Genomic DNA, 15,805 nt, shown 5'->3' with positions numbered 1-15,805 from the left:
CCACGCAGATCCAGCCGCCAGCATGTTGAGTCCTTCGGGAATGCCGCCGGCCCATCGTGCGCCGCGAAAGGTCGGCAGTCAACGCCCGTCGAACCAGCGGATTACCTGCTGCGCACCGGCCGCTTTTCCAGCAGCGGCTGCGACACGCCGCGCACGCCGACGAGGCCGAGCACGGTGACCAGGGCGTTCTGCGCCCCCTTCCAGGCATCGGTGACGTCGATCCACTCGCTCATGGCGTGGAAGCCGCCGGTCTTGCCGCCGCCGCCGATGATGATGGCCGGAATGCCCAGCGACATCGGCACGTTGGCATCCGTGCTGGCGCCCGTGAGCACCGTCTCGTGGCCGAAGGCTTTATTGGCGCGCACGGCGGCCTGAACGATGGTCGCATCCGCGGGCGTCCTGCCGCCCGGCCGGTCGCCGATGAGGCGCACGGAGGCGGTCAGCGTGTTGACGTTCCAGCGCTTGTTCTCCTCGGCCACGGCCTCGTCGACTGCCGCCAGGATCTTCTTCTCGGTGTCCAGCAGCGGTTGCATGGCATCGGAGCGGATGTCCACTGCCATCTTCGCGTCCGGCGCGATGGTGTTGACCGACGTGCCGCCGCCCACGGTGCCGACCGTGAACGTGGTCTTGGGCGAGGACGGCGTCTGCACCTCGGCGATCTTCGCGATCGCGCGCCCCATGCCATGGATGGCGCTGGGCACGGTGCCGAAGGCGACGTAGCTGTGGCCGCCGGGGCCCTTGAACGTCACCTCGTAGCGATGGCTGCCGGTGCCCAGGACGAGCACGTTGCCATCCGGCGCCGGTTCCAGGCCCACCATGCCGTCGATCTCCAGGTGGTCCTGGAAGAGGCGCTTCATGCCGCGCAGGTTGCCCAGTTCCTCCTCGCCGACGTTGCCGACGAAAAGAAGGTCGCCCACGGTCTGGACATCGTTGTCGTGCAGCACCTTGATCCAGGACAGCAGCACCGACAGGCCGCGCGTATCGTCGGAAATGCGCGGCGCGTAGAGCTTGCCGTCGCGCTCCTTCACCTTCACGTCCGTGCCGGCCGGAAAGACGGTGTCCAGGTGCGCCGACACCAGCAGCGTCGGGCCGTTGCCGACCCCCTTGCGCAGGCCGACGACGTTGCCTTCCGCATCGATCTTGGCGTCGGCGATGCCCAGGGCCTTCACGCGCGCGAGGAAAGCCTCGGCCCGTTTCTGTTCCTTGAAGGGAGGCGCCTCGATCTCCGTCAACGCCTTCAGGTCCTCGACCGACCTCGCGTGGTCGGCCCGCACGGCGTCGAGCAGCTTGCGCACCTGGGGTGCATCCAGCAGCTGTGCGTACGCCTTGTCCACCGCCGTCCCCGGCGTGGGCGTCGGTGCGACAGGGCCTTGGGCTTGCGCCATCCCCGAGCCGCAGGCGGCGGCCACGGCAAGTGCGAGGATGGAAACGAGGCGGGTGGGTGTGGGGCTGGACATCATGCGGGTGACGAGGGAAAGACAAGCTGGAGGCAAGATTGTCAGCGATGCGCGAACCGATCGCTCCCCACGGCGGCCGCGCAGCCGTCTGGCATGATCGGCGCCCGTTCGCGACCGATGCCCACAGCCACCCCTCCAGAACCAGCCGCCGTTGCGGCCGTGCGCGGCTTCAGCCGCGGTGAGCTGCTCGCAGCGCTGACCATCGTCGTCATCTGGGGCACGAACTTCGTCGTCATGAAGACCGCACTGCGCCACTTCACGCCCTTCCAGCTGGGTGCGGCGCGCTACCTGTTCGCCGTGCTGCCCCTGCTGCTGTTCGTGCGCCCTCCTCGCCTGCACTGGCGCTTCGTCGTGCTGTACGGCCTGTTCCAGGGCCTGGGCCAGTTCGGATTCCTGTTCACAGCTCTGAGGGCGGGCATGACGGCATCGCTCGCATCCGTGCTGATGCAGACGCAGGTGTTCTTCACGGCGATCTTCGGCTTCGCGCTGTTGCGGGAGCGGCCGGGACGGCCGCTGCAGGCCGGCCTTGCGCTGGCGGCGGCGGCCCTGGTGTGTTTCGCGCTGCCGTACGTGCTCCCGCATTCCACGGCGGCGGCGGGCACCACCACCGCGCTGGGGTTCGTCCTGAACCTCTGCGCTGCCGCTTCCTGGGGTGCGTCGAATATCGTGGCCCGCCAGGCGCAGGCTTCGAGCACCGGCTTCGATGCCCTCGGCCTCGTGGTGTGGGCCAGCGCCGTGCCCGTGCTGCCCTTCTTCGTTCTCTCGCTGTGCTTCGACGCGCCGGAATCCCGGTGGCGTTGGTTGCAGGCCGATGCCTGGAGCTGGGCCGCCGTCGCCTACCTCGGATGGGTGGCAACGATCGCCGCGTACGGCATGTGGACCGCATTGCTCAAACGCCATCCCGCCAACCGCGTGGCGCCGTTCAGCCTCGGCGTGCCGGCGGTGGGTATTGCCGCGGGCATGGGGCTGCTGGGCGAAGGCGCCTCCGCGTCGCAGTGGGCCGGCATTGCCCTGGTGGCAGCGGCGCTTGCCTGCGTCATGTTCTTGCGCAGGAAGTAAGGCGCGCGCGGGACCTCTCCTCCGAGTTCAGCGAACGACGCATCCCGCTGCCGCCGACGCCTCGCCCCTCAAGGCATTCAGCAGCTTGCCGCCCGACCGCCCGGTCTCCGGCCAGCCCAGGCGGCTTTCCTCTGCGCGGATCGCCGCGCCGGTGCGAGGCCCTTCCGAACCGTCCACGGTCACTTCGCAGTTCCCCCGGTCCCGCAGCAGTTGCTGCAGCTCACGGAATTCCGCGCGCGACAAGCCGGGGTCGTCGCCGGGCCAGGCCACCTGCTGCGCGGCCGATCCGCGCAGGGCGTCCGACAGCAACCCGATCGCCAGCGCATAGGCGTCCGCACGGTTGTAGCGCCAGACCGCCTGGTAGTTGGGCGTGACCAGCCATGCCGGGCCGGTGGGGCCGGCCGGCATCAGCAGGGCTGCGGAGGTCGCGGCCGCGGTATCCGTCCGAAGCAGCGGGCTGCCGTCGACACGGCTGACGCCGGCGCGGCTCCACTCCTGCAGCGTGCGGCAGCGTCCCTTCGGTCGACCAGGCTGCAGGCAACCATGGTCGCCCTCCGGCGCGTGCAAGCGCGCCAGTTCGGCGGGCGCGCGCACCTCGATGCCCCAGGGCAGCCCGTCTTCCCAGCCGAGCCCGCGCAGGTAGCGCGCCGTGGTGGCCAGCGCATCGGGGATGCTGCCGAAGATGTCCGCTGCGGGCGAAGCGGCATCGTCGCGCATGAACCGCCGGAAGGTCGCCGGCATGAACTGCGTCATGCCGAACGCGCCGGCCCAGGAGCCGAGGAAGATCTCCGGCTGCACCACGCGCTCCTGCAGCAGCCAGAGCGCGTCGTAGAAGTGCTGCTTGCGCTCCCGGCTGTCGAGGTTGAGGCAGGCGCGGCTGAGGGTGGCGTCCACGACGGGGTACCGGCCTGCGACGCGGCCGTAGTCCGTCTCGATGCCCAGGACGGCGACGATGGTTGCCGCATCCACCCGCTGGCGTTGCGCGATCACCTGCAAGGCCGCCGCATGCTGCCGCATCAGTTCGCGGCCGTCGGCGATGCGCTGCGCGTCGACCCGGCGCGCCAGGTAGTCCCACAGGGGAATCTCGAATTCGGGCTGGGCCCGGGTCGCGTTCTCGATGACCGGGCGCAGGTCCTGCACGTCGCGGGTGTAGGTGTCGAAAGTCCCCGGCGCCACGTCGGGATGCGCGCGCAGCTCCGCGCGCAATGCGCCGATGCAAGGCGACAGCGAAGCCGGGTCCTGGGCCATCGCGGCGCTCGCCAGGGACGCGAGGGCCGCCGAGAGGCTTGCTGCGAGCCACCGTCGTCTCATGCGGGGGCAGTGTAGGCCGGGCCGGCGATTACCTAAGTCACGAGGTGTGCACGCGCCCCGTGGCTATCCTCGTTTGCACACGACCGGAGACAAGCATCTTGAACCTCTTCGCCCTGAAGCGGGTTGCTGCGGCAGGGGTGCTCCTGACCGTGGCGGCATGTGCCGGCGCGCCCAAGCCGACACAGGTGGCGGGCACCATCGAGGCGTCCGCCAAGGTCAATCCCAGCGCCAGCAAGCGGCCCTCGCCCGTGCTGGTGCGCGTGTACGAGTTGAAGACGGCCGCGGCTTTCAATGCCGCCGATTTCATGTCCCTTTACCAGCGCGACAAGGCCGAGCTGGGTGCAGACCTGCTGGGCAAGGACGAGTTCGTTCTCGCCCCGGGGGAATCCAAGACCTTCGCCAAGACCCTGGCGCCGGAGACGCGCTTCCTCGGCGTGCTGGCTGCTTACCGCGACGTCGAACATGCGCAGTGGCGCAGCGTCGTGGCCGTGCAGCCGGGCCAGATGCACAAGGTGACCATCCACGCCAACGAGCTGGCCGTGGAGACCGCCGTCAGCGGAGGCGGCCGATGAGCCTGTCAGACCGGGTGGTGTGGTCGCAGGGCATGTTCCTGCTGCCGCACCACTTCCAGCAGGAAGCGCGGCACGTGGAGTACGCGGCCGCCATGCGCCTGCGCGCGGCCGGTGTGCACGCCTGGGGCTTCTTCGAGCTGGCCCTGGACGAAGCCCTGCTGGCGATGGGGCGCGTGGGCGTCCTGCGGGCGAGCGGCATCCTGCCGGACGGGACGCCCTTCTCCGTGCCGCAGCAGGACGCCGCCCTCGCACCGCTGGAAGTGCCCGCGGACATGAAGGGCGAGCTGGTCGTGCTGGCGGTGCCGCTGGCACGCGAAGGTGTCACGCAGGTGCGCTTCGACGGAGAAGCCGGCGCTCCGGACCTGTGCCGCTGGCGCGCGGTGAACGCCGAGTTGCGTGACCAGACCAACGCCGTGGACGAGCCCGAAGCCGTGCAGACCAGCGCGCTGGAACTGCGCCTGACGCGCGCCAAGGAAGTGACCGATGCGCATGCGGTCCTCGGCGTGGCGCGTGTCGTGGAGCGCCGCGCCGACCGCCAGGTGGTGCTGGACCGCGGGTACATCGCGCCGCAGACGCGCATCGACGCGAGCCAGCAGCTTTCCGAACACGCCGCGCTGCTGCACGGCCTCGTGCGCCAGCGCGCCCGCGCGCTGGCCGGGCGCATGGGCCAGTTGAGCCACGGCGTCTCCGAGATGGCGGACTTCCTGATGCTGCAGTCCCTCAACCGCGCGGAGCCGGTGTTGCGACAGCACGCGCTCGCGCCCAGCAGCCCGCCGCAAGCGCTGTACCACACGTGCCTGGAGCTGGCCGGCGACCTGGCCACCTTCGCCAGCGAGTCGCGCTGCGCTTCCGAGCACCCGGTGTACCGGCACGACGACCTGCAGGCCACCTTCCAGCCGGTGGTCGCCGAGTTGCGCCGCATGCTGTCCACGGTCCTCGAACGCAACGCCATCCAGATCGACCTGGCCGAACGCGGGCACGGCGTGCGGCTCGCGGTGTTCCCCGACGCGGAGCTCGCCCGCAACGCGAACTTCGTGCTGGCCGCCAACGCGCAGATGCCGGCCGAACAGCTGCGCACCCGCCTTCCCACCCAGGCCAAGCTGGGCCCGCCGGAACGGCTGCGCGACCTCGTGAACCTGGCGCTGCCCGGCATCACCTTGCGTTCCCTGCCCACCGCGCCACGGCAACTGCCGTTCCACGCCGGCTTCCACTATTTCGAGATCGACCGCGGCGGCGACCTGTGGAAGCAGCTGGAGCGCAGCGGCAGCCTGGCGATGCACGTGGCAGGCGACTTCCCCGCGCTCGAACTCGAGCTGTGGGCCATCCGGCATTGATCCCCTGAAAGGCCAGCGATGGACAGCTTCGCGGTCAAGGACCCCTTCGCCGATCTCGACGACACCCAGCACACCTTCGTCAAGCCCAATCCAGGCGGCCGCGTGCTGCCGCTGCGGGAGGAAGCCGCGCCCGCGGCCAGTGGCGGACCGGCGCCGGACCAGGGCCTCAATCCGCTGGTGGCGCTGGCCAACCGGCTGCTGCTGGCGGTCCCGCAGCTGCGCGCCACGCGCCATGTCGAGGACGTCTCCGCGCTGCGCAGCTCGCTGGCCCAGGGCATTCGCGACTTCGCGGCCAGCGCGGCGCAGCAGGGCATCGCGCCCGAGCGCGTGATGGCGGCGCGCTACGTCATCTGCACGATGATCGACGAAGCCGCGGCCGACACGCCCTGGGGCGGCGGCGGGGTGTGGGCCCGGCACAGCCTGCTGTCCATGTTCCACAACGAGACCGAAGGCGGCGAGAAGGTCTTCCAGCTGATGGCGCGGCTGGCCGAAAAGCCGGACGTCAACCGCGACCTGCTGGAGCTGATCTACTGCGCCGCGGCCCTCGGCTTCGAGGGACGCTACCGCGTGGTCGACAACGGCCGCGCGCAGCTGGAGGCCGTGCGCGACAAGCTCGCGCAGATCCTGCGGCAGCAACGCGGCGATCCGTGCCGCGCCCTCGCGCAGCACTGGCAGACGCAGGTCGTCGCCCGCCGCGCCGCGGCCAGCTGGCTGCCGCTGGCCGCCACCGCGGCAGTCGCCGCCCTGCTGATGCTGGCCTGCTACCTCGCCTACACCTTTTCGCTGGGCAACCGCTCCGATCCCGTGTTCGGCCGCATCCAGGGACTTCGCCTCACGCCGCCGGTGGTGGCCGCGCCCCTGCCCGCGCCCAAGCCGCGCCTGGCGCAATTCCTGGAGCCCGACATCAAGGCCGGACTGGTCGCGGTGCGCGACGACGTCGACCGCAGCGTCGTCACGATCCGCGGCGACGGAGCCTTCGCCCCGGGCAGTGCCACCTTGCTGCCCGAGCGGGAGGCGCTGATGGGACGCATCGCCGACGCGCTCGCCCAGGTCAGCGGCAACATCCTGGTCACCGGCCACACCGACAGCCAGCCGATCGCACGCTCGGCCCGCTTTCCGTCCAACTGGCACCTGTCGCAGGAGCGGGCGAAGTCGGTGCGCGACCTGCTGGTCGCCCGCAAGGTCGCCCCGGAACGCATACGCGCCGAGGGTCGCGCCGACGCCGAGCCCCTGGCGAACAACGACACGGCGGCCAACCGCGCCATGAACCGCCGCGTGGAGATCACGCTGGTGGTGGGCCGCGCGGACCCGGCCGCACGTCCGCCCACGAGGTGATCGCCATGTTCAAGAAGCTGCTGTCCCTGGTCTTCAACCGCTGGGTGCTGCTGGCGGTGATCCTGATGGCGGTCGGCGTCGTGATCTGGATCGTCGGGCCCCTGGTCGCCATCGCGGACGCGCGGCCGCTGGAGCGCGAGACAGCGCGCTGGACCACCATCGCGACGCTGCTGGCGCTGGTGCTCGCCACCGTGGCCTGGCAGCGCTGGCAGGCGCGCCGCGGCAACACCGCCGTCGTCAACCAGCTGCTGGCCGCACCGGCCGGCGCACGCGCCGATGCCGAGAGCCCCGACCTCGCCGCCGTGCGCCAGCGTTTCGAGCAGGCCTTGCTCACGCTCAAGCGCGCGCGCTTCGGCAACGGCGGCGTGCTGGCCGGCTGGTCGGCCCGGCTGGGCGGGCGATACCTCTACGAGCTCCCCTGGTACGTGATCATCGGCGCACCCGGCTCCGGCAAGACCACCGCGCTGCGCAACTGCGGGCTGAAGTTCCCCCTGGCCGCGAACGTGGGCGAGCAGGCGCTGCGCGGCGTGGGCGGCACGCGCGACTGCGACTGGTGGTTCACCGACAGCGCGGTGCTGATCGACACCGCCGGCCGCTTCACCACGCAGGACAGCAACCGCGAGAACGACCGTGCCACCTGGTCGGGCTTCCTGGCGATGCTGCGCAAGTCGCGCCCGCGCCAGCCGGTCAACGGCGTGCTGGTGACCGTGTCGGTGAGCGACCTGCTGGCACGCGACGCCGCGGCCCGCGCCGAGTACGCGCGCACGGTGCGGGCGCGGGTGCAGGAGCTGCACGAGGGCCTCGGTGTCCGCTTCCCGGTCTACCTGCTGGTCACCAAGTCCGACCTGATGGCCGGCTTCATGGAGTATTTCGCGACGCTGGACAAGGAACAGCGCGCCACGCCCTGGGGCGCCACCTTCGCGCTGCAACAGGGCGCGGCGCACGGGCTGGCACGGTTCGGCCCGGAGTTCGACGCGCTGCTGCAGCGGCTGGACGACGGCCTCGTGGAACGGCTGCAGGCCGAGCGCGACCCGCAGTCGCGCGCCCGCATCTACGGCTTCCCCGGCCAGTTCGGCGCGCTGCGGGGGCCGCTGCAGGAGTTCCTGGACGCAGCCTTCGCCCCGGTCGCCTTCGAGCCGGAGCCCATGCTGCGCGGCTTCTACTTCGTCAGCGGCACGCAGGAAGGCACCCCCATCGACCGCGTGCTCGGTGCCATCGCGCGCAGCTACCAGCTGGAACGCGCCGTGATCCCGCCGCAGCAGGCCAGCGGGCGCAGCTACTTCCTGTCGCGGCTGATGGGGGAGGTGGTGATCGCGGAGAACGGCCTGGCGGGCACCAACCTCAAATGGGAACGACGCAGCCGCTGGCTGGCCCTGGGCGCCTACGCGGCGCTGGGAACCGTGACCGTCGGTGCGCTGGCGGCGTGGACCCTGAGCTACGTGCAGAACCGCCGCTACGTCGACGAGGTCGCGCTGCGCGTCGAGCGCGTGCGCCAGCTGGTACAGGAAACGCCCAACCGCGCCTCGGCCGACCTGCAGCCGATCATCCCGGCTCTCGATGCAACGCGCAGCCTGGCCAAGAGCGAGGGCTCGGTGCCCTGGAAGCTGGGCTTCGGCCTGTACCAGGGCGGCAAGCTCGATAGCGCGGCGCGCGCCGCCTACGGCCGCATGCTGGTCGATGCGATGCTGCCGCGCGTGGGGCTGCGCGTCGAGGAACAGTTGCGCACCGCGGGCGCGGCTGCCGACAGCCAGTACGAGGCGCTCAAGACCTACCTGATGCTGCGCGACATCCAGCACTTCGACGGCGACGCGCTCAAGGCCTATGTCGAAGCCGACTGGGACGCGCAGTTCGGCCGCTCGCTGGACGCGGAGCAGCGCGCGCAGCTCAGCGAACACCTGGACGCCCTGCTGGCAATGGGGCCCGCCGTGTCGCCGCTGCCGCCGGACCGCCAGCTGGTGGACTTCCATCGCAGCCGACTGGCCACCGTGCCCTTGCCCCAGCGCATCTACAACCGCATGCGCCATCGCGGCTTGGGCAGCGAGTTCCCGGAGTTCACCGTGATCAAGGCTGCCGGCAACAACGCCGCCCTCGTGTTCCAGCGCGCCAGCGGCGCGCCGCTGACGCGCGGCGTGCCCGGCCTCTACACCTACGACGGCTACCACCGCGGCTTCCAGAAGGAAGTCAGCCGCGTGGCGCGGCAGCTCGCCGAGGAGCAGGCCTGGGTGCTGGGCATCGCCGAGACACCGCGCGACGCGGCTGCCACCGTGGTGGCGGACGACCAGCTGCTGGACGACGTGCGGCGGATCTACCTCAACGAGTACGCCACGACCTGGCAGGGATTCATCTCGGACGTGCGCCTGCAGCCCATGTCCAGCCTGCCGGTGTCCATCCAGATGGCCCGCCAGCTGTCCGCACCCGACAGCCCGCTGCCGCCGCTGATGAAGGCCATGTCGCGCGAGACCACCCTGCTCGCCTCCGCAGGCAAGAACGTGATCGAGAAGGGCAGCGACACCGCCAGCGACGCGCTGAAGAAGGGGCGCAAGGCGCTGTCGGACCTGCTGGCGCAGAAGAAGGCCGATCCCAACGCGCCGCGCATCGAAGCCATCGTGGACGACCGCTTCACCGGCCTGCGCGCCTTCGTCACGGCGCCCCCCGGTGGCAAGTCGCCGATGGACGACAGCCTGGCGCTGATCGGCGAGGTGCACGTGCTGCTCAATGCGGTGGACACGGCGATCAAGGGCGGCGCGGCGCCGCCGGTCTCGCCGGTTCCCAACAAGGTGAAGGCCGAGGCGGCGCGCATGCCCGAGCCGGTGCGCGGCATGATGGACAACCTCTCGCAAGGCAGTGCCCAGGTGTCGCAGCTGCTGGTGCGGCAGAACCTGGCGCAGGAGGTGCGCTCGCAGGTCGGCGAGTTCTGCCAGCAGGCGGTCTCCGGCCGCTACCCGCTGGACCGCGGCTCCGCGCGCGACGCGACGCAGGCCGACTTCGCCACGTTGTTCGCGCCGGGCGGCAAGATGGACCAGCTGTTCCAGCAGAAGCTCGCGCCCTACGTCGACACCTCCACGCGGCCCTGGAAGTTCCGCGCCGTGGAGGGGGTTCCGCTGGGCGTGGACAACGGCACCCTGCCCCAGTTCCAGCGCGCGCAGGCGATCCGCGAAACGTTCTTCCCCGCCGGCAACACGCCTTCGCTGCGCCTGCAGTTCAAGCCGCTGGAGATGGACGCGGCGCTCAAGCAGTTCATCCTGGACGTCGACGGCCAGGTGGTGCGCTACGACCACGGCCCGCAGGTGCCCACCACGGTGCAGTGGCCGGGCCCGCGCGGCAGCTCGCAGGTGCGCGTGCAGGTGAGCCCGCCCGGCGCCAGCAACACCTTCGGCGCCGTCTACGAAGGGCCCTGGGCGCTGCTGCGCCTGTTCGACCGCGTCAAGATCGAGCCGGGCGACGCGCCCGAGCGCTTCCGCGCCACCTTCGACGTCGATGGCCGCAAGGCGATCTTCGAGGTCACCGCCACGAGCGTGCGCAACCCGTTCCGCCTGCGCGAGCTCAACGACTTCGCCTGCCCCACGGGGCTGTGAAGGAGCCGCCATGTCCGCTGCCGCGCCCGGCGACGTCCGCGAGGGACCGGGCTGGTACGGCAAGCTCGCGGCCCTGGGCGACTTCGCGCACCGGCGCCTGCCGCCGGAGTGGCTGCGCGCCTGCGACGGCTGGCTGGCGGGCGCGCTGCACGGCGCGCGCGAGCAGCTGGGATCGCGCTGGCTGGACGTCTACCTCACGGCGCCGGTGCTGCGCTTCGCCTGGGCCCCCGGGGTCGTGGACCGGCAATGGTGGTTCGGCCTGCTCATGCCCAGCTGCGACAGCGTGGGTCGCTACTTCCCGCTGCTGATCGCGCAGCCGCGCGCGCAGGCGCCGCAGGACCGCATCGCGCTGGACCACCTGGAGCGCTGGTACGCGCACCTGGCCCAGGCGGCGATGGCGACACTGCAGGCCGGCGAGGGCTCGGTGCAGGCGCTGGAGGCGGCGCTGCAGGAGGCGCCCCCCTGGCCCACTCCGGGCCGCGCGCCGGCGCTCTCCGTGCAGCCATCCGCGCGCGCCGAGCAACTGCGCCTGGGCCGGCCGGCGCCGCTGTCGCACTGGGTCCATGCGCTCGCCGCCCGCGAGCTGCACGCGCGGCTGGCGGGCTGCACGCTGTGGTGGCGCTGCAGCGCGGAAGGCAGCGACGACAGCCTGGCCATCCTGCCCGGCCTGCCGGACGGGACGGCCTTCGCGGCGCTGCTGGCGAACACGCAGGCCTGAGCCGCGGCCGGTCACGCGGCCGGCAGCACCCAGGCGGCGATGGCGCTGAAGTTGTCCTGGCGCGGCTGCCCCTTCGCCTCGATGCCGCGCTGCATCGAGTCCAGCCATTCCTCCGGCGTGTCGGCCCCGGAGAGCGTCGCCAGCACCTCCTCGTCGGCCAGGGGGCCCCACCAGCCGTCGCTGCACAGGAGGAACGCGTCGCCGGCCTGCAGCGGCACGGCCTGCGCCAGCGTGTGCGGCTCCACTTCGTCCTCGATGCCCAGCGCGGAGATCAGCTGGTTGCGGTTGGGGTGCACCAGCGCCTGCTGCGGCGTCAGCACGCCGGCGTCCACCATGCGCTGCACGACGCTGTCGTCGGACGTGAGCTGGCGCAGCACGCCGCGGCGCACCAGGTACAGGCGCGAATCGCCCACGTGCGTCCACAGCGCCCGGCCGCCCGCGGCATCGATCCACAGCACCACCACGGTCGAATGCATGCGGTCCAGGCCGTCGCCGCTGCGCTGGCCTGCCAGCACGTGGTGGTGGGCCGCCACCACCGCGCGCGTGAGCGCGCCCGCGCTGAAGGCCGTCTCCGCGAGCGCCAATGCGCCAGGCAGGTTCTCCACGGCCCGGCGCGAGGCCTCGGCGCCGCCGTGGTGGCCGCCGGCGCCGTCGGCCAGCACGGCCAGCCACAAGGGCCCGTGGTGCGAGGCGTGCACGCGGTCCTCGTTGCGTTCGCGCTGGCCGCGCTCGCTGCGGCTGGCGGCAGCGATCTCGAACATGGACGGGATCGCCTAGTGCCGCTGCCGCTCGCGCCGCAGCTGGTCCAGCTGCTGCTCGTAGGCGTCGAGGAAGGCCTTGCCGAACAGCGCATGGAAGTCCTCCTGCGCCTCGTCGCGGATGGCTTCATGGTGCTGCAGGTACAGCTCCCACAGCTTGGCCTTGTGCGCCATGGGCAGCAGGCTGTCGAGCATCGAGCGCCCCACCAGCTTGGCCTCCAGCGCCTGCGGCGAGAAGCGGGCCAGCACTCCCTCCAGCGCCGAACGCGTGCCGGCCATGGTGCCGATCGCGTGCCCCACCAGGTCGTCCATGGCTTCGGTGACGGCCGCCGCCCCCGGGAGGAAACCGCGCATGGGCGGCTGCAGCAGCTGCTCCAGCGCCGACTGCGCGTCCGGCGAGAACTTCAGGGGATTGTTGTTGCGCGCCTGGATCACGGTCACCTGCGCGTGCAGTTCGTGGCGCGTCGCGGCCCGCACGGCGATCAGCTGCAGCGCGCCGTCGATGCTCGCGCGCAGCAGCGCGCCGGCCAGGCGCAGCAGTTCCGCGTCCACGCCCTGGGCCGGCCTGACCTGCACGCCGGCGCCTTCGCAAAACGCCGCCCACAGGGCCTCGCCCTCGCTGTCAAAGGGGGTGGCTGCGGCGGCGGCTTCGGGCACCGCAGCGGGCGCGGCAGGCGCGGGGGCAGCAACCGGTGCGGCCTCGGCCCGCGGCTGCGGACGCGCGACCGCCGCCACCGGGCGCGGGGGCGTGAAGGCGGTGCGCAGCTCGGGCGTGTGATCCGGCGCGACCTCCGGCGGCGGCGCAGCGGCCGCCGGGCCGCCGAAGAGCACCAGCGGATCCGTCGAAGGCAGGGAGGCGCCGCCGGCGCGTGCCGGCTGCAGGCCGGCGACGAAGCCGGCCAGCGGATCGTCGCCGGCGGAGCCCTTGAGGCCGAACAGGTCGTCGAGCGAGCCGCTCGCGGCTGCCGGGATCAGGTCGTCGAACGCACCCGCAGGCCGGCTGCGCGCCGGGGTGACCGGGGCCGACGCGGGCGGCGCGAAGGGGTCGAAGTCGTCGGGCAGCCGCACCGGCGCGGACGAACTGGCGGCGCCGCCGGCGCGCGCATGGGCCGTCGCGCTCGGCTGGGGCTGTGCCGGCGCGGCGAGCAGGTCCGCGAAGGGATTCACCGGGGACAGCGGCCGCAGCAGGTCCGCGCCGAGGCCGGCCGCGCCGGTGCGCGCCGCAGGCAGGCCGTCCACGGCAGGACGCGTGCGCGTGGCGTCGGCGTCGGCAGGCCCCTCGCCCTCGTCGACCACCTCCAGCAGGTAGCGGCCGATGCGCACCTGCGAGTTGTGCAGCAAGGGCGCCGACTCGCCGTGTGCCAGGGATTGTTCGCGCACGATGATCGGATTGGAGCTGCCGACGTTGCGGATCACGTAGCCGCCGATGCCGCCGATGACCTCCGCCTGCTCGCGCGAAATGTGGCGCTCCGGGTCCGGCAGCGCCATCGTGTTGTGGTCGGCGCGCCCGATGGTGCCGCCGTTGCGGTCGAAGTGCGCCGTGATCGGCTGGGTCAGCGGCTGGTCGTTGAGCGACACAGCGCGCAAGGTCAGGGTCATGGGCCTTCCCCTCGCCATGGGAGACGGCCATGGTCGTGCCGTGGCCGTGCTCCCGCAATGAACGAAAGTCACCCGGCGAGCAGCCGTTCCTGCCGCCAGGTCGGTGCGGCGAGCGGGAACAGCCGCGTGCCGGGCGCCAGCAGGACCAGCCAGCGCGCGGCGACGATGCGCTGCCGCTGGAAGCCGTCGCGCAGCACCTCGGCACAGTGCGCGGCCGCCGGCGGCCGGCCCATGAAGCAGCGGCCGTGGACGGGCAGCGCCGACGCACGTGCCTGCCACCAGCGTGTGATGCGCTCGCGATCCGGCCAGGGCAGGCTTTCATCCGGATCGAGTGCGACGTTGTCGTCTTCCGGATCGTCGGTGGGGCCGCCGGGGACGTGCTCGGGCGGCTTGCGTTCGAGATCGAGCGCGGCCAGGTCGGCGCCCGTGATCAGCGAGAAGGATTCGCCTGCGAGCCGGGCGTACAGGTCATCCTCCATGCATTCCACGAGCCATGGCACGTAGGCCGTGTCGCCGAGCAGGCCGCAGGCGGCGATCACCGCGCGCTTGCGGGCCGCGTCTTCCGCGCCGGCCCGGGCGAGCCTGCGCACCATGGCGCGGGCGCGCTCGAACTCCGCAGCCTGCAGCGCCAGCGCGCGTGCCGCCTGGACGTGGCCGCCAGCGCCGCCGGCCAGGGCTTCCAGCCTGTCCAGAGCCGCCGTGCGCTCCCCCAGCAGGCAGGCCGCCGCCGCTGCGTGGAAGGCGACGTCTTCGTCCGCATCGGCCAGCGCATCGCGCGCGCACGGGAGCAGGTCCGTGCGCCCGAGTTCGCCCGCCGCGCGCCATGCCGCCGCGCGCAGGACCGCAGCGGGGTCGTCCAGCGCCCGGGCCAGCGCAGCGCCCGGGTCCACGCGGTGCAGCCGGCAGGCTGCGAGGGCGAGTGCACGCCGGTGCGCGTCGGGCGAGGCGAGCAGCGGCTGGACGACGCCTTGCAGCTGCGCGGGCGAGACCCAGCCGAACGCGGACAGCAGGCCCCGTTGCGCGTCGGGCAGGGCCCCGGCCAGGGCGACGAGGCGGCCGAGCGCGGCGTCGTCGCGTTCGTCGATGACGCGCACCGCCAGCGCGAACACCTCGCCGGCCCCGGCGCGCTCCAGTGCGGCCGTGCACAGCGCCGTGCCGTAGCGCCCCGCGACCGCGAGGCCATCGAGGTGCGCGGCGATGCGCTCGTCGAGCCGGCCCAGGTGCCGCAGGCGCACGTGGGGCGCGCGGACGAGCACCGAGCGGACGTGCCGCAGCATCGCGCTTTCCTCCGCGTGCTGCTGCACGACGACCGGGATGGGGGGGCGTTCCAGCGTCTGCATGGGTGCGGGGTCGAGTCATGCTCGGCCGGGCGCGCCGCGGCGGCAATGAACGAAAGTCACGTTGCCGCACGCGCCGTCGGAGCGACACTGGCGCGTCCGGCGTGCCAAGGCACGCGGCCGCGGGCCGCCCCACGCACGAGGAGCTCCGTATGACCAAGCTGCGCCTCCACCTCCTGTTCGCATCGGCCGTGGTGCTGGCTGCCTGCCAGCAGAACCCGGCCAAGCCGCCCGCGGCCGAAGCCGCGCCCGTGCCTGCGGCGCCACCGGCGCCCGAAGTGGTCGCTGCCCCCGCGCCGAGCGTGCCTACCGGTCCCGTGTCGGCGGCGGCGCAGCAGCAGGCGCAGCGCAGCGCGATGACGGCGGTGGGCATGCTGGAGACCGGGCACGAGGACGACGCGCGTGCGGAGCTGCAGCGCGCATTGGCCACCGACCCGAACAACAAGCTCGCGCAGAACCTGATGCGGCAGATCACGAGCGACCCGATGGCCACCCTGGGCCGCGAGTCTTTCAGCTACACCGTGCGGCCCAATGAATCGCTGTCGATGATCGCGGGCCGCTACCTGGGCGACATCTACTCCTTCTACATCCTCGCCCGCTACAACGGCATCGCCGTGCCGCGGCAGGTGGCGGGCGGCCAGACGCTGCGCATCCCCGGCAAGGAGAGGGCCCCCACCCCCGTCGTCGCGACCCGCGAGTCGCGCCCGCCGGCGCCCGCGCCCGCCCCGCGGGTGGAGAAGGAGCCGGAGC

At 72.3% G+C, this 15,805-nt stretch carries 12 protein-coding genes; 7 read left to right on the top strand and 5 right to left on the bottom strand.

Annotated features, from left to right (window positions below):
* Positions 1-101: 101 nt before the first annotated feature.
* Entirely contained in the window at positions 102-1,460 is a 1,359-nt protein-coding gene (locus tag AC3EGR_RS17855; protein WP_488547858.1) for a M20/M25/M40 family metallo-hydrolase, read from the bottom strand.
* A 114-nt stretch (positions 1,461-1,574) separates the two neighbouring features.
* Between AC3EGR_RS17855 and AC3EGR_RS17850 the strand changes: the two genes are divergently transcribed.
* Positions 1,575-2,516 (top strand): EamA family transporter, encoded by a 942-nt coding sequence (locus AC3EGR_RS17850; protein WP_488547857.1) that lies wholly within the window; start codon positions 1,575-1,577, stop codon positions 2,514-2,516.
* A gap of 27 nt (positions 2,517-2,543) precedes the next feature.
* On the opposite strand, the gene AC3EGR_RS17845 is transcribed toward AC3EGR_RS17850, so the two are convergent.
* On the bottom strand, positions 2,544-3,827 hold the full coding sequence (locus tag AC3EGR_RS17845; RefSeq protein ID WP_488547856.1) for a lytic murein transglycosylase: 1,284 nt from the start codon (positions 3,825-3,827) through the stop codon (positions 2,544-2,546).
* 98 nt (positions 3,828-3,925) lie between these two features.
* On the opposite strand from AC3EGR_RS17845, the gene tssJ reads away from it, so the two are divergent.
* The 5 genes from tssJ to tagF are packed head-to-tail and all read left to right on the top strand — an operon-like array spanning position 3,926 to position 11,361.
* The gene (tssJ, locus tag AC3EGR_RS17840) at positions 3,926-4,399 is read left to right on the top strand and encodes a type VI secretion system lipoprotein TssJ (RefSeq protein WP_488547855.1); all 474 of its coding nucleotides are present in this window, start codon (positions 3,926-3,928) and stop codon (positions 4,397-4,399) included.
* Positions 4,396-5,733, top strand: a complete 1,338-nt coding sequence (tssK, locus tag AC3EGR_RS17835; RefSeq protein WP_488547854.1) for a type VI secretion system baseplate subunit TssK — start codon at positions 4,396-4,398, stop codon at positions 5,731-5,733. The genes tssJ and tssK overlap by 4 nt, the downstream gene beginning before the upstream one ends.
* Before the next feature lie 18 nt (positions 5,734-5,751).
* Positions 5,752-7,068, top strand: coding sequence for a DotU family type VI secretion system protein (locus AC3EGR_RS17830; protein ID WP_488547853.1), 1,317 nt, complete (start codon positions 5,752-5,754; stop codon positions 7,066-7,068).
* A 5-nt stretch (positions 7,069-7,073) separates the two neighbouring features.
* Complete coding sequence (gene tssM, locus AC3EGR_RS17825; RefSeq protein WP_488547852.1) at positions 7,074-10,643, top strand: type VI secretion system membrane subunit TssM; 3,570 nt, start codon at positions 7,074-7,076, stop codon at positions 10,641-10,643.
* 10 nt (positions 10,644-10,653) lie between these two features.
* Positions 10,654-11,361, top strand: coding sequence for a type VI secretion system-associated protein TagF (tagF, locus tag AC3EGR_RS17820; RefSeq protein ID WP_488547851.1), 708 nt, complete (start codon positions 10,654-10,656; stop codon positions 11,359-11,361).
* 11 nt (positions 11,362-11,372) lie between these two features.
* Here the strand turns inward: tagF and AC3EGR_RS17815 are convergent, their stop codons facing one another.
* The 3 genes from AC3EGR_RS17815 to AC3EGR_RS17805 form a co-directional block, all read right to left on the bottom strand.
* On the bottom strand, positions 11,373-12,122 hold the full coding sequence (locus tag AC3EGR_RS17815; protein ID WP_488547850.1) for a PP2C family protein-serine/threonine phosphatase: 750 nt from the start codon (positions 12,120-12,122) through the stop codon (positions 11,373-11,375).
* A 12-nt stretch (positions 12,123-12,134) separates the two neighbouring features.
* A complete protein-coding gene (gene tagH, locus AC3EGR_RS17810; RefSeq protein ID WP_488547849.1) occupies positions 12,135-13,718 on the bottom strand; it encodes a type VI secretion system-associated FHA domain protein TagH in 1,584 nt (527 codons plus the stop codon).
* A 68-nt stretch (positions 13,719-13,786) separates the two neighbouring features.
* Complete coding sequence (locus AC3EGR_RS17805; protein WP_488547848.1) at positions 13,787-15,058, bottom strand: TIGR02270 family protein; 1,272 nt, start codon at positions 15,056-15,058, stop codon at positions 13,787-13,789.
* A 149-nt stretch (positions 15,059-15,207) separates the two neighbouring features.
* On the opposite strand from AC3EGR_RS17805, the gene AC3EGR_RS17800 reads away from it, so the two are divergent.
* On the top strand, positions 15,208-15,805 hold a 598-nt coding region (locus tag AC3EGR_RS17800), incomplete at its 3' end, for a LysM peptidoglycan-binding domain-containing protein (protein ID WP_488547847.1).

The organism is Ramlibacter sp. G4-7 (assembly GCF_057784995.1).
The sequence above is the reverse complement of the archived record's forward strand: the minus strand, read 5'-3'. Positions and strand labels throughout refer to the sequence as shown.

Excerpts from the sequence above, each read along its gene's own strand:
- AC3EGR_RS17855 (WP_488547858.1), bottom strand. The coding sequence starts at position 1,460 with ATGATGTCCAGCCCCACACCCACCCGCCTCGTTTCCATCCTCGCACTT.
- AC3EGR_RS17850 (WP_488547857.1), top strand. The coding sequence starts at position 1,575 with ATGCCCACAGCCACCCCTCCAGAACCAGCCGCCGTTGCGGCCGTGCGC.
- AC3EGR_RS17845 (WP_488547856.1), bottom strand. The coding sequence starts at position 3,827 with ATGAGACGACGGTGGCTCGCAGCAAGCCTCTCGGCGGCCCTCGCGTCC.
- tssK (WP_488547854.1), top strand. The coding sequence starts at position 4,396 with ATGAGCCTGTCAGACCGGGTGGTGTGGTCGCAGGGCATGTTCCTGCTG.
- AC3EGR_RS17830 (WP_488547853.1), top strand. The coding sequence starts at position 5,752 with ATGGACAGCTTCGCGGTCAAGGACCCCTTCGCCGATCTCGACGACACC.
- tssM (WP_488547852.1), top strand. The coding sequence starts at position 7,074 with ATGTTCAAGAAGCTGCTGTCCCTGGTCTTCAACCGCTGGGTGCTGCTG.
- tagF (WP_488547851.1), top strand. The coding sequence starts at position 10,654 with ATGTCCGCTGCCGCGCCCGGCGACGTCCGCGAGGGACCGGGCTGGTAC.
- AC3EGR_RS17815 (WP_488547850.1), bottom strand. The coding sequence starts at position 12,122 with ATGTTCGAGATCGCTGCCGCCAGCCGCAGCGAGCGCGGCCAGCGCGAA.
- tagH (WP_488547849.1), bottom strand. The coding sequence starts at position 13,718 with ATGACCCTGACCTTGCGCGCTGTGTCGCTCAACGACCAGCCGCTGACC.
- AC3EGR_RS17805 (WP_488547848.1), bottom strand. The coding sequence starts at position 15,058 with ATGCAGACGCTGGAACGCCCCCCCATCCCGGTCGTCGTGCAGCAGCAC.